The 13,925-nt window shown below is 33.2% G+C and carries 16 protein-coding genes and 1 riboswitch; all 16 genes read right to left on the bottom strand.

Annotated elements, in window-relative coordinates; all coding sequences use genetic code 11:
* Window positions 1-7 precede the first annotated feature (7 nt).
* Window positions 8-892, bottom strand: coding sequence for a hypothetical protein (locus tag QL232_RS17820; RefSeq protein WP_281615178.1), 885 nt, complete (start codon window positions 890-892; stop codon window positions 8-10).
* Window positions 893-1,054: 162 nt separating this feature from the next.
* The gene (locus tag QL232_RS17815; RefSeq protein ID WP_281615177.1) at window positions 1,055-1,903 is read right to left on the bottom strand and encodes a DUF5777 family beta-barrel protein; all 849 of its coding nucleotides are present in this window, start codon (window positions 1,901-1,903) and stop codon (window positions 1,055-1,057) included.
* Entirely contained in the window at window positions 1,900-2,439 is a 540-nt protein-coding gene (locus QL232_RS17810) for a YceI family protein (protein ID WP_281615176.1), read from the bottom strand. Before QL232_RS17810 ends, QL232_RS17815 begins: the two co-directional genes overlap by 4 nt.
* Window positions 2,439-2,843 carry a hypothetical protein gene (locus tag QL232_RS17805; protein ID WP_281615175.1) on the bottom strand — a complete coding sequence of 135 codons (405 nt, stop codon included), beginning with the start codon at window positions 2,841-2,843 and terminating at the stop codon, window positions 2,439-2,441. Before QL232_RS17805 ends, QL232_RS17810 begins: the two co-directional genes overlap by 1 nt.
* 11 nt (window positions 2,844-2,854) lie before the next feature.
* A complete protein-coding gene (locus tag QL232_RS17800; protein ID WP_281615174.1) occupies window positions 2,855-3,355 on the bottom strand; it encodes an SRPBCC family protein in 501 nt (166 codons plus the stop codon).
* Between the two features lie 345 nt (window positions 3,356-3,700).
* Window positions 3,701-4,405, bottom strand: a complete 705-nt coding sequence (locus tag QL232_RS17795; RefSeq protein WP_281615173.1) for an SDR family oxidoreductase — start codon at window positions 4,403-4,405, stop codon at window positions 3,701-3,703.
* A gap of 7 nt (window positions 4,406-4,412) precedes the next feature.
* A complete protein-coding gene (locus tag QL232_RS17790; RefSeq protein WP_281615172.1) occupies window positions 4,413-5,489 on the bottom strand; it encodes a bestrophin family ion channel in 1,077 nt (358 codons plus the stop codon).
* Window positions 5,490-5,531: 42 nt separating this feature from the next.
* Window positions 5,532-5,909 (bottom strand): nuclear transport factor 2 family protein, encoded by a 378-nt coding sequence (locus QL232_RS17785; RefSeq protein ID WP_281615171.1) that lies wholly within the window; start codon window positions 5,907-5,909, stop codon window positions 5,532-5,534.
* A gap of 134 nt (window positions 5,910-6,043) precedes the next feature.
* On the bottom strand, window positions 6,044-7,111 hold the full coding sequence (locus tag QL232_RS17780) for a DUF5074 domain-containing protein (RefSeq protein ID WP_281615170.1): 1,068 nt from the start codon (window positions 7,109-7,111) through the stop codon (window positions 6,044-6,046).
* 3 nt (window positions 7,112-7,114) lie between these two features.
* The gene (locus QL232_RS17775; RefSeq protein ID WP_281615169.1) at window positions 7,115-9,058 is read right to left on the bottom strand and encodes a TonB-dependent receptor; all 1,944 of its coding nucleotides are present in this window, start codon (window positions 9,056-9,058) and stop codon (window positions 7,115-7,117) included.
* Complete coding sequence (locus QL232_RS17770; protein ID WP_281615168.1) at window positions 9,048-9,950, bottom strand: hypothetical protein; 903 nt, start codon at window positions 9,948-9,950, stop codon at window positions 9,048-9,050. The genes QL232_RS17775 and QL232_RS17770 overlap by 11 nt, the downstream gene beginning before the upstream one ends.
* Window positions 9,951-10,002: 52 nt before the next feature.
* Window positions 10,003-11,379, bottom strand: coding sequence for an InlB B-repeat-containing protein (locus QL232_RS17765; protein WP_281615167.1), 1,377 nt, complete (start codon window positions 11,377-11,379; stop codon window positions 10,003-10,005).
* A 122-nt stretch (window positions 11,380-11,501) separates the two neighbouring features.
* Window positions 11,502-11,677, bottom strand: a riboswitch (cobalamin riboswitch).
* A gap of 123 nt (window positions 11,678-11,800) precedes the next feature.
* Window positions 11,801-11,962, bottom strand: coding sequence for a Lacal_2735 family protein (locus QL232_RS17760; RefSeq protein ID WP_168884371.1), 162 nt, complete (start codon window positions 11,960-11,962; stop codon window positions 11,801-11,803).
* Between the two features lie 5 nt (window positions 11,963-11,967).
* Window positions 11,968-12,663 carry an SDR family oxidoreductase gene (locus QL232_RS17755; protein WP_281615166.1) on the bottom strand — a complete coding sequence of 232 codons (696 nt, stop codon included), beginning with the start codon at window positions 12,661-12,663 and terminating at the stop codon, window positions 11,968-11,970.
* A 91-nt stretch (window positions 12,664-12,754) separates the two neighbouring features.
* A complete protein-coding gene (locus tag QL232_RS17750; RefSeq protein ID WP_281615165.1) occupies window positions 12,755-13,048 on the bottom strand; it encodes a thiamine-binding protein in 294 nt (97 codons plus the stop codon).
* A 57-nt stretch (window positions 13,049-13,105) separates the two neighbouring features.
* Complete coding sequence (locus QL232_RS17745; RefSeq protein WP_281615164.1) at window positions 13,106-13,561, bottom strand: hypothetical protein; 456 nt, start codon at window positions 13,559-13,561, stop codon at window positions 13,106-13,108.
* Between the last annotated feature and the right edge of the window lie 364 nt (window positions 13,562-13,925).

The following is a 13,925-nucleotide window of genomic DNA, read 5'->3' as shown; positions in this document are numbered from 1 at the left end:
GTTTTGCTTAAAGGTTCATACTAACGTATTCTTGCTTAAAGTTCCTTAGTATTAAAGCTTCTTTATGTTTTGCTTTACTGATTAATATAAATGAATTATCTTCTTTAAAACACACTCCCTTATAATCTGACTTCATAGAAGTCTTACTAAAGATAGGATGGTTATACATTAAATTATAGATAAGTGATTTATTATTTTTCAGATCCCAGATATGTACTGATTCATCCGCAATAATAGCCAAATGTTGTCCATTGTCTGAGATATCTACTGATCTTACATTTTTCAGGTTGAGTTCTCCTACTTTCTTTAAAGTACCATTTTTTGTTTCTACTGGCATAGTAAAGATTTCGCAACCTCTTTCATCATATGAGAAGAAGTAATATTGTTCTGAGGACTCATGCACTATTAAACCTTTTATATCTCTTGGTTTATTATGGGGATATAAGTATTCTTTTACTGTTGGTGCTACAAAATTATCAAATATATCGCACTCATTAAAAGAGTACACTTGGATAGATTCCCTCTTTAAATCAGGATTTCCTGTATCACCAATATGGATCATCACTTTGCCATCTATGTGACTAGTAGAAAGGTCTTCCCAACCTATTGATGTACCGCGCACAAAGATTTTATCTAATAATTTTCCATTATTGACATTATAAGAATATATATAAGGGTCATTTACAGTGCTTTCATGTACCCATACTTTATCATTTCCATTTGAAATAGCTATACCTGAAATTTGACTTAATGTTGGGGTAATCAATTCAGTATTAACTACTTGAAATGTTTGTTTTAAGGGTAACTCATTCTTATTTTCAATAGTTTTACAACCTGTAAGAATGCTGAAGGATATTAAAATGAATATATGTAAAATTTTATCAAGATTCATCTACGATGAAATTTAGAGAAGTTTGTTATTAATACAAATAAACATGATGACCTCCACGAATGATAAATAATTTATATTCATTGACAAAAAATGATGAAACAAAGCATAAAATGGCAAAACCACTTAAATATTCCTGCGGTATTTTTTCTTATTTATGCCCGTTTAAAACACTCGAACAATATTAAACCCAAAATAGATCTCTCCATCACTCCAATCTCCCGAAGCATAAGTTAGATAAGAAGGTTCCAAAGTAGATTGACCATTTGAAAATAACAATTGAAATACATGCCCACCAGTTTCTAAATCAACACCTACTGATAATGGATTCTGATAAGGGTTTTCACTTGGTCTTGAGAAGTTATAATCATACTCTGCAGTAATAGCTACTCTTTTTGATACTTTATACCTTCCACCTATTCCTAGAATCATATAGTTATAGACATCATAATCACTATACTTTAAATTCTGTCGGATGAACTTTGGTGATAATTCCAATGATAAATTTTCATTGAATCTCCTAGAAAACATCAACTGATAAAGATAACTTAAACGGTCTACATTGGTAAGATCAGGGAATGTTTGATCCGATAGTTGTGTATTGGCATACATCGCGACATACCCTACAATATGTAATGGCATCTTTTCTGACTGCTCTATGAATTTATATTTTACAGCTCCTGTGACGGTTTTTCGGTAAGATTCCCTTCCTATACTTACATTTAATTTGTCTGTAATCCCGTAAAGTAAACCTAAGTAAGTGTTGGCATTATCTAAACCAAAAAAAGTAGAAATTCCATCCTTAATGCTTCCAAATCTATGAGCAATAATCAGATGAAAATCTTTCTTCTTAGCCAACTTGGTAGATTGTCCGTTAATTATTTTTGTCGCTTTGAAAGCTGGTAATTCAAATTTCTCAATTTCTACCTCCTCTTCTAAATCATTGAGTAAGTCATCTTGAGCGATTGTAATAGTGGAAAGAAAGAGAAAAGTTAGTAATAGTATTTGTTTCATTCTTTTGGTTTTAAATTCAATATCAGTTCTACGTTTACCTCTTCAGCAATCTTTTTTGTGATCACTTTAGGTATTTTTATCTTAAAATCTTCAGGTCGGATGACAAAATTGCTACGAACATATACTGAACCTTGAGTTCCTAAGTATACAATATCAGCTTCAATCTCTTTTTCCACTCCATGAATAGTCAACTTACCATTTACCTTACTTCTAGTACTGTCAGCAGATAATTGGAAATCATTAATCTTACCCGTAAATGTAGCCTTTGGAAATTTATGAGAATCCATGTAGTTCTCATTAAAATGCTCTTGCATTAATGAGATGGGAAAATTGAACGTAGTAATTTCTACCAATGCAGCTACCTCTCCATTCTCGGAATTTAAAACACCCAACATCTTTTCCGATTTTGCTTCGATAGGTTCAAAAGCTGGAACTGATGCTGAAAATTCACAAACACCTGTTTTTGTTATAAACTTCTGTGCTTGAGAATAGTGAAATAAAAAGGTAGCGAATAAAAAACATATTAATTTATACATTATTCTAAGAACCCTCCTTCTGCCCAATCTTCAATAGCTTTAATATTTTCCTCTGACATTAGTCCAGCTTGAGGCATTGGGTTGTTTACATCTCTTATTCTACTTAACACATTTCCATTTTGTGTACCGTTCTTAGCTGCAGTATAAGAATCCAAACTTAGCCCTCCACTAGGGTTTGCCCCATTATGGCAAGAATTACAATTGGATGCGAGAATTGTTGATACACTATTAGTGTAAGTGACAGCATCTCCATCCATATCATCCGATTGATCATCGTCATCATCATCCATCGGATCATTTGTTGTCGGAGGAGTGGTAGGTTGTGGTGTTTCTAGTTCACCTTCAGAACATGCCAAGCAAAAAAGAAACGTTGAAAGTAGAATGAGTAAGCTTAATTTTTTCATGGTTAATAAATTTAGTCGAAAATATAATTATTGTATTTTGGTAATTCTCCCCATTTATTTCGTAGCACTCTTCGTCTGTACAGGAAAATTTCTTTTAGTTTCTTCTCGATCATAAAAGAATTAGCAATCGCTCCAAGAAAACCAAAAGGAGGTGAATAAGTAACAATATCCTTCATTAAAACACCACCATCTATTTCTTCTAGTATATGTTGATGGTGCCATAAAGAATATGGTCCTACTCTTTGTTCATCTACGAAATATTTTCTATCCCTGACATGTGTTATTTCGGTCATCCAATCCATCTTGATGCCTAACATTGGACTCACTTTATAGGTGATGATCATTCCGGCATACATTTTTTCTGGAATGTCTGTATTCGTAATATCAAAACCCATGTAATCAGGAGTTATTTCTTTAAGGTTTTTTGGAGATGAAATGAAATCCCACACTTCATCAATCGTAGCTTTAATTCTTTGTTCTCGTTTGAACTGGTAAAAGGAGTTAGTTAACATAAAAGTCTAGAGTGATCGTTACCAAATATTATTAATTGAATAATTGTGATAACAACTAAGTAGTATAAATTGTTTAAACAAATGTAAATATATCAGTAGTTATATAATTCTGTAAATTGAAAATAAGATTATTTTACTGATTATCATAGATTTATTTAATCTATTTTTAAATAAAAAAATCAACAATACTTTGATGCATTGTTGATTTTCTGTTGAGGCTTAAAAATTCGGTAAGCCTAATTCTTCTTGGGTAAATTCACTTAACAGTTTATCACCTAACCTAAATACAGACGTTATATTATATGTAACTTCTTCATTAGGTTTTTGCTATTAAGTGGATGTCATCTAAAAAGGAATTTCTTTCTTATCTCTGAAAAACTTTCCTGAAGCAGCTCCTTTTTGAAGTAATGCCGCCCATATAATTGTTTCAGCTCCTTCGCTTACAGATCTGTTCGCTCCTGCTCCTCCCATATCAGTTTTTACCCAACCTGGACAAACAGAATTAATCAAGATATCGTAATTTGACGCTATATGAGCAAAATTAATCGTTAAGATATTTAATGATGCTTTACTGATAGAATATCCCGGTGTTCCTACTGTCATATTGGTAATGGCTCCTGATCCACTACTTACATTGACAATTCTACCATAATTATTTTGCTGCATTAAAGGCAAAAATGTTTGAATCATTTTCCAAGCACCAAATAAATTAGTTTCTAATGTTTCTCTTACATTGTTCAAATCGGCCGATAATGCATCTTGCCATGTATCATAGTTTATCGCGGCATTATTGACCAATATATCCAATCTACCATTTTCGAGTTTTATCTTTTCGAAAGCTTTTTGGATAGAATCTTCTTTTGAAACATCCAGCTCTATCACTTCAATATTTTCGGAGTTGTTTATTTTTGATTTAGCTGCATTTCCTTTTTCAATATCTCTTGCTCCTAAATAAACTTTATGACCTAACCCTGCCAATTGTGTAGCAGTTTCTAATCCAATCCCTTTATTTGCTCCTGTTACTAATGCTATCATATGTTGTTTGTTCATTATTTAATTACATCTGTATATCTCTTTGGTGTTCAATAGGAGACGGTATTTCTTCCTTGTTATCACCAATCATTTGTCTAATATCTATCTCTATTCCTCTTGCCATTGTAGTTATTGGTACATCGTTGGCTACTCCTTCAAACGGGTTTTCAGAGACCTCTCCAATTCGTTCCATTGTAAAGAAAATCCAAGAGATGACAATACTAAAAGGGATCGTTAACCAGGCGAAATAATTCCCAAGATATCCATACCAATTAGTAGAATTTTCTTTTAAAATTGTTAAACCAATTTCATCAAAAACATTGATTAAGCCAATAGGTAATAGTAAAACAAAAATCCAAACGAAAAACCTATTCAACGTTGCAAATTGTCGAGGGTATGGAAAGTTCTTTATTCTTTCTGATTTACCTTGAAGTGCAAACATCTCGATAATTTGTTTTTCCATTTCTAAGAATGAGAATTCCCAAATTCGTTTATCTTCTTGTAAGGCTCTTAAATGTTTTGATTGAAGGTTTAAACAAGCCGATTGCTTATTTCCTTGACTTAAAACATGATCAATTTCTTCCTCAGATAAATATCCTGTCAGTTCTTCTTTTAAGGTATATTTCCTTTCATTGATAACAATATCGTCCATATATTCTTTATCAGAAGCATTGATATGAGACATCTCCCAAGGTTTTGGTGTTCTCAATGCATGTCTTAGACAAGTCATCCATGCTATATGCCTTAATATAATTGTTTTTCGAATCGCAAATAACTCTTCTTGTGATAGATCATTATCTGCATATTGGTTGGAAATAAAATCATTGACCATTATGGTAAAAGATCGAGAAGTATTTACAATTCCTCCCCATATTTTTCTTGCTTCCCATAACCTTCCGTAGGATGCATTATTTTTAAAACCAATGATAAATGCAAGCGCACTACCAATTAGAGCAATAGGTAACCAAGGTAGGTGGATAAACTTCCAATCCAATAAAACATATAAAGCCGTAGGTATAGCAGATATAAACAAGAACATATAAATGTACCTTCTTGTCCATAACGCCATTGTTCCTATGGAATAATTTCGTTGCGTATACATGTAGAAGTAGTTTGAAGAGAATTAAATAATTGATCGGTTCTTTTAATACATAGTGTTGTCGTTGGCACTTTGTTTTGGAATCTGTTGTATTGCATCCCAATGCTCACAAATTTTTCCCTTCTCATCAAACCTAAAGAAATCCATAGTTACATATTGGTCATCATCAGGCCATGTTTGATGGGTATGTAAAGCAACAAGATTTCCTTCAGCTATACATCTTACAAATTCGATAGACTTTTCAGGATATTCTTTTTGCATTCTTTCAAAGTACTCTATAAAACCCATAAGTCCATCGCTTACATCAGGGTTGTGTTGAATGTATTGATCACCAACATAAAGATCCACTGCTTTTTTGGGGTTACCTTCATAAGCCATTCGATAGAAGGCTATCGCATTATCTTTATTCTGCGTTAAATCCATTTATGAGATAGTTAGGTTAATGAATTGTAGTAATGAATATACATCAATTTTAGATAATTTTTCACCAAATCAAACATCAATATCAGATAAAGATTAATATCAAGTATAAAGTTTTACTCATCAAAAAGAATAAATTATTGGAAGACAATCTCATTAGGAATAACCCCAACTTGAAAAGAATCTAACTTCACGCCCATTTGAGAATATCTGAAGACCCAACCTTTTTGTACATAATCGATAGCATCAGTCACATAGATATCGTTATTATGTGGAGAGACTCCTAGACCATAAAATAAACGTTTCCCTTTTTCTATCATCAATTCGGGGGCTAAAGGAGATTTATCAATAGGCAGTCTATAAATATTCTTTCTTATAAAGAATAACTCATCTTTTTCTTTATTGATTCTAAGCCTTGAGGGCATACTTAAATAGTCATCCTTTGTGAAAGTTATCTGGTCTTGTATAGTAAAAGTCTTGGGATCTACCTTTACAATGGCAGCATCTTCTTTATCCAGTCCACCATTACAAAGTACCCAAATTTTATCGTTTTTATCTTTCTGAAGATCAATAGGACCATACGGCAAAGCAAGGCTATCTTCAACTAGATCTGTTGCTTTATTTATTTTAAATAATAACTGTCCTCCTTGCCTTTTATCGAAAACCGTTCTGGTAACAGTCATATAAACATATTGATCCAATAGACACATTTTTTCCGTCCACCCACTTACTTTTACTTCTTTGGAAAGTGAAAAATTATTGTGGTCAACAACATAAAAACGGTCAGCATATAAATCCGTTACATATGACTTCCTTTCATCAATCTGTAAAAGATAGCGTGGACTACTTTTCGGTAAATCTATTCTATCCACCCACTTGGATGTTTTTGTTTCAATAACATCAACTCTGGAGGAATTATTTACACAGATATACCCTAGGTCTCCGATAATTGTCATTGATTGAGCAACATTCCCTATTTCGAAACTATTTACTTGCTTATATATTTCATTATAGACCGTATCCGAATCGTATTTTTTATGTGATAGTGTACCATGTCCCCAATCAAAATTCCCTTCATTAATTACAAAAACTCCATCCGTCAATTGTAGAGATTCTGGTATTTCTTTCTCATCAGAAATAGGCATACTATCTTCTACTTCATTACAACCTACTAAAAGTAGAAAAACCATCATTAACTTTTTCATCACTTATATTTTATAGGTTAGACTGATTTGATATACTTGAGTGGGCATTGGTTTTCTTGCTATTGATTGATAATGATATCCAAAAACATTCTCAATTCTACCTTTTAAATCAATCGTATGTGATCCTAAATTCCATTGCTTTCCTAATACCAAGTTGGTGAGATAGTAGGGTGGTAAATATTCACTGCCATCACTTTGAGTATATCGTTTACCATACATTTGTTGCTCAATAATTGTATATATTGATTTATAATTACAGCGTATATACCCTTGAAAAGAACTCACAGGTGTATAGATTAACTGCTTCCCTACTGAATTATCCAACTCATCGTAAGCCTCAATACTTTCAGATTTCACAAAGGACAAAGAACCATACAAAAGGATAGAAAAATCGTCCTTAGAATAAGAAGTGGTAATGATTTGTTCAACTCCTCTACTATGTACTTTTTTTAGGTTTTCGGGTCTCCATAAATTACTGACAGCTGGCTTCCAAATGATCCAATTATTGATTAAACTATTAAAAGCTGTTCCCTCATATTTGAACAACCAATTTTCATCCTGATATTTTATTTCCAAAGTACCTTCATGGGTCCACCCTTCTTCGGGTAATAAATCAGGGTTTCCTACCGGGTACCAATATCTATCATTTAAAGAAGGAGCATTAAAATTTTTAGAACTATTCCCTCTTACGGAAAGCTGCCAGAAATCATTTTCATATGGAATATATTCTACACCAATAGAGGGTAAAAATGGCTTTTGGTCAAAATCAATCCATTCTTGCCTAAATAATGTACTGATCGATAGATGAGGTAGCACCCACCAGTCAAAACCTGCATAAACATCTAAAGTATTTTGATGAACCAAATGACTGGTAGTATCTTGAGTGGATTGATAAGCATTACTATTCACTTGATCCATAACCAAATCTACACCACCTTTTATTGTAAAGTTTTCGTATAGTTGATAATCACTTCGTAAATGATTATGCCATTGATACGTTTTACTATCTGATGTGCTTAGTTTGGGATTTTCATCATTATTCAACTCTTTCCGGTACCAAAGTGATTCTTGTACAAAGGCGGTGGATGCATCGATAGTCAAATCGTTTTTATTATAATTCCAATTAAGTAATACTCTTGTTGAGGCATCACTTTGCCATGAATCACCTTCCTGACTGTCCATTGAAGGGGTTAACTCCCGGTCACTTTCCTGATACCAAAAATCTAACTTTATTTGTTGGTAGTCATCTATTCTCCATCCTACTTCCTGTAAAACCCCGTATTGTATTTGTGCAGAATGATTGTTTTCCCAAGTGGGATTACCAGGTTGTAATAGATTGACGAAAGTAAAGTAATTACCAGCATCTTTATAAAATACTTTTGTTGTGCTTTGTATTCTTTCATTACCTAAAGTGATGCTGGCATTGCTTATATAATTTTGCAATGTGTTCGCCGTTTGGGATAGTAATACATGAGTCTTACCATCCCAATTTAAATTACTATTCATTTGGATACCACCACCCAAACCTCCTGTACCATACAATAAACTCGACCCTCCATAGTTTACCGTTACTTCATCTGTAAAAGCCACAGGAAACAGGGATAAGTCTACTTGACCTAGCATTGGAGAATTTAAGTTGATCCCATTCCAATATACTTTAGTATGGCTAGCTCCTGTTCCTCTAAAAGATGGCGTTGCAGTTCCACCAGCACCATAACTTTTAATGAAAATGGGAGTATTTAAAGTCAACAACTCCCCTAAAGATGCAGAAAGATTTTCCTGTATTCTTTCTTTATTTATGGTGGTTGACTTAAAACTAATTCTCTCTGTAACTCTTTGCCCAATTACTTCAACTTCATTTAAGACTCTTGCCGTATCCAATGTTTGAGAAAAGGTAGAAGAAGTAAAGAATAGAAAGAGGCCCCACAAGAAAAGCTTACTCTTCATCACTTAGTAAAGAAATATCTGCGGCTTTAAATACTTCTGTTGATCTTTCTCCCAACCAACCCGAATTATCAAAAGTTGCTGTATACACTTTTACAAAATCAATGGCAATCAAATGAACAGCTTGTCCATTATCATCAACTGCATTAGAAATATCAAATACATCTGCACTTCTTAGTATTCCTTCATTCTCATATCCTGCATTATCACAATATCCCCACTTGTACTTAGGATTATAATATATGTCCCCTTCTTTTATCACATTAGAGGCTAATAATGTTCCGGAAAATGTAATCTCATCTGTTGAATAACATGTTGGAAACATAGGTTGATCATGATAAGGAATTATTGCTGTCAAATCGAACTCACCTGTTTGCTCTTCTCCATTCCATTCCATTTTATATGGAATAATATGATCATTTTCCGTAGGTCTGTAGTAAGTGATACTCACATTATGCTTTGTTGTTGATGCATTATATTCTGATCCTTTCAGTTCGTACCAGGGCTCATTTTCATCAGGGTAGCCATTGTGATTCAAATCTTGACATACCATAACAATTCCAGGTTCGCTGGAATTTTCAAACGAGTTACCATAAATGGCTATATCATTTCCGTCCTTATTAAGGATCGAGTGATCAAATTTAAAGGTTACCTCTCCTCCAAATGCACCTAATGAGATAAATTGATCTGTATTACCTACAATGTTTTCTGCTGCTTCAAAATCATTTTCTACCTTATTCATAAACTGACCTGGAGCAGGTTTGAAATCTATTACCTCTGAGATATAAGGTTGTGCATCTGGATTATCAATAGGTTTATAGCTTGTGTCTTCAATCTCTGAATTATCACACCCAGAAATGAGTATTACTGGAAGTATTTTTAAAATATTTTTCATAATTAGAATCGTTTGGAGGGAATACTTTTACGTATTCCCTCTTAGTTAGTGTTTAGGGTAAGATTGAAGCGTAAACTTGCAATGTATCTTTGTTTAAAACAGAAACTGTTTCGCCTTCTACTTGGATAGTGTAGATATATCTATTCTGTTCTAGATGATCGTCAAATAAAGATGTATCACTTTCAGATAAATTCTCGTATGTGATATTCCCTTGGCCATCCTCCACTCTCTTTTTAATCGTTACTTCCTCAGTACCAACAACTACTGATAAACCTTTTTCAGCAGAATAATTCACTTCTCTAACGTTACCTCTAATAATTTCATCGAAAAACTCGATTCCGTAACGCATAGGTGCATTCCATTTTCCACCATCATAAGCAGGAGTTCCTGTTTCATCAAATTCCTCATTTCGCATATATCCAAAACCTAATTGAGGTGATGACATGTAAACATCTTTTACTAGATTAAATACATAAGTACCGCCCATCATTGGGTCATCGCTTGCTACTGATAATGGGAAAGTGAACATTCCGTAGTTTGAATGGCTATATAAGTCTTTTGAGCTATTTTCTTTATTATCAACAAGATAAACCTCAGTACCCCAAGCCCAACCTCTAGATAGGTAATTGAGTTGAGCTTTTACCATAATATGATCTCCGTTACTTAAACTATTAAAATCATCTCTTGAAATGGTCGCATATTCAAATGTAGTTTCTCCTGCTACGATTTTCCACTTTGCTATTAAAGTAATATCACCATTAACTTTTGAAGTAAAATCATAAAGTTCATCATTTAAATACCATCCTAGAAACTCATAATCTTCCTTTTGTGGATTTTCAGGTTCAGTTACTTCAGTATCTTCATCGACAGTTACTAATGTCATTTGCTCACCATTATTTGGATCAAAGGAAACAACATACTGATCAATGACTTCTTCATAAATTGCCGTCAGTTCAATATTAGAAGTAACAGCCTCTCCAAATTTAAATTCAGCACCATCTTCAGACCAGAATTTAAAGATAAACCCTTCTTTTAGTGGGATTTGAGGAGCTTTTAATAGATCATTTTCGATGACAGTAGCTACACTATCTTCTTGTCCATTGTCAAATTTATATGTGACTTGATAGGTGACTTCGATTTCTTCCCATAACGCCGTTAATGTAAAATCATCAACTACTTCTTTTGAAAAATCGTATTCTTGATCATTTTTCGTCCAATATAAAAATTCGTGTCCCTCTTTCGTAGGGTCCGTTGGCGTAGTCACCTTTTCGCCCGCTAAAACTTCTTGGCTTTCTATTTTTGTACCACCATTACAATCAAAATCAACAGTATATGCAGTGATTGATGCCTCTTCTTTATCACAACTGAATAGTCCAAATAATAAGAGTATTACGAAATAGAATGATTGTCTTGTAAATTGTTTGTTCATCACTTTGCTTTTAATAATAAAAATTAGGTGACAAAACTCTAGGTAAGCTTACATTTCTTCGATAGAGGGGATCTACCAAGTGGTACCATGAAATTTTTCAAACTTTATTCCCGAAGTTTTGTCTAAAAAAATAAATGCTTGGTAGGTCTCCTGACTTAGCTCTCACTTTTCGCCTTCTCGTATACTACAATGGCCTATTGAAAAATGACTTTTTGAACTTTTACAGTTGCGGGTACAGTTCTAGATTTTCACTAGATTCCCTGTTATTCCTTACGGAACCAATGCGAAACAAAAGTGGTGTGGTTTAATTTAATTCAAAGTGATGTTGATCATTATTTAATCTTATTAATAAATAATATTAAAAAAAGGTTTGCGGTATCTAATAACCACAAACCTTAACATAATACGATATTTAAACCGCTTATAATTTTTCTAATTCTTTTAGCACTTCGTTCGCTTCGTACATTTTTAGATCGCTAGCTTTTCGATCTGTATGCGACAAACGATGTGATTCTTCCAAAAGCTTCTTGTATTTCGCTTCTAATTTTTCTTTGGGTGATTTCTTTTTAAATAGTCCAAACATGATGATTATAATTTAAGTGTTGATATACCTCCATCCACATGCAAGATTTGTCCTGTCATCCAAGAGGATTGATCCGATAAAAGAAAAGCAGATAATCTTGCAATATCTTCAGCCTCACCAATTCTCTTTAATGGGTGAGTACTGGCATTCGCTTCCTTCTTTGATTCATCACTAAGTAATTTTGATGCCAAAGGAGTATCGGTTAATGATGGTGCTATTGCATTTACTCTAACCTTTGGAGCATATTCTGCTGCCAATGCTTTTGTTAACCCTTCTATCGCACCTTTTGATGCAGCTACTTGAGTATGAAACTTAAAACCTGTCTGCACTGCAACTGTTGAGTACAATACAATGCTCCCTTGTGATTTTCTCAGTTTATTGATCACTGCTTGTAAAACCTTTACGGCTCCGTTGACTTGAAGCTGAAAATCATCAATAAAACTTTGAGGCGTTAATCTTGTAAAAGGCATCAGGTTTATACTACCAGGACAATATGCTACTCCATTTAGTTCATCTGGAAGCTGATCAAAGTTATTGGTCTCCGAAAGTACATCATACTGTTGGTAATGTGTATTTTCGTTCTCAAACGTAGGCATTGTCTTATTATAAGTAGCAAATACTCTATTTCCACCTTCTGCAAGTGTTTTTACTAATGCTTCTCCTATTCCGGAAGCCCCTCCTATTATTAGATAATTTTTCATGGTCTACATAAGTGTTACAGAGAATTAACTACCTATGCTCGGAAATGTTTTCAATAAAAAAAGAGAACATCCAATGTTCTCTTCTCTCAGCCTAAACTTTACCTATTCTTTTCTCAATAGATTCTGTTTTCGCCTTAATCATCCCTGATTTATTTTTATTGTAATCCATGTTCATTACACAATAAATACGGTCAGAGATGGGATCCATAATCTTATAAGCATCGTCTACTACCTTTAATAGTTCAGTAACCGTTTCAGCTTCGATTACTGTCCCCATAGGAGAAAACTGATATGTAAGACCTGAATCTTTAATATGTTGTACTACTTTAGATACGTATTCTCCAATATGATCACCTTTGTCTATTGGAAAAATTGCAAAATTCATTATTGCACCCATAAATCATTAATTTTTGAAGTTTATGGGTACAAAACTAAGGAATTATTAAGGATGAACAACTGAAGTGGATGCTTTTAAGTTCTCCTCTAATTCTTTATACCAAATCACGAAAAAAGCATCGTATTGATCATCAGATTTCTCTATATTAATTTCATACTCTACTCCCTTATTTTTGGCAAACATCATGGTTGCTTCATCATAAACCAATACAGAATCAAAGGCTACATCAAATTCTTCTTCCATTGATGATTGAAATTGGTCTACTTGTGTCTTATTTAACGTTGTAGGTACCAAGGTATCATTGTTCACCGGCATAATCATTACACCTAAACATAATTCAGAGTCATCAGACTCCACCGGCATTACCTGATATGTATTTCCTTTAATCGATACGATTTTGTCTTTCTGTTTGCTTTGCCCAATCTTAATGCCTTCTACATCTTGCGCGTTCACCATTAACATTGTTAAGAAAGAAACCGTAGCTAAAATTATCTTTTTCATAATAGGTCATCAACAATAAATGTTGTTATATAAATCGTTAAACTTTTGTTGTAGTCATATTGGGTTTATCCAAATCAATCTTTGATACGTAACATCATACACACATAGTTACACTATTATTGTTAATAGATCATTCTAACAAAAAAATCCGCTCATGAAGCGGATTCTTTCTGTATCCTCCTACGACAAGAGGATATTATATAACTACTTATTTGACTTAAATTTTTTTCTTTTTGAGTATATACAAATATTCATATTTTCAACGAATTTTTCAATAACCATTTGTAGGTATTTTTAATTATTTTCTTAAAAATATGGTACTTAACGAACATATTTTTTAGAAATATAATTATTGCAATCGATT

Source organism: Flammeovirga sp. SubArs3 (genome assembly GCF_947387565.1).
Classification (GTDB): Bacteria; Bacteroidota; Bacteroidia; order Cytophagales; family Flammeovirgaceae; genus Flammeovirga; species Flammeovirga agarivorans.
This window is presented reverse-complemented; position numbering and strand designations above follow the sequence as displayed.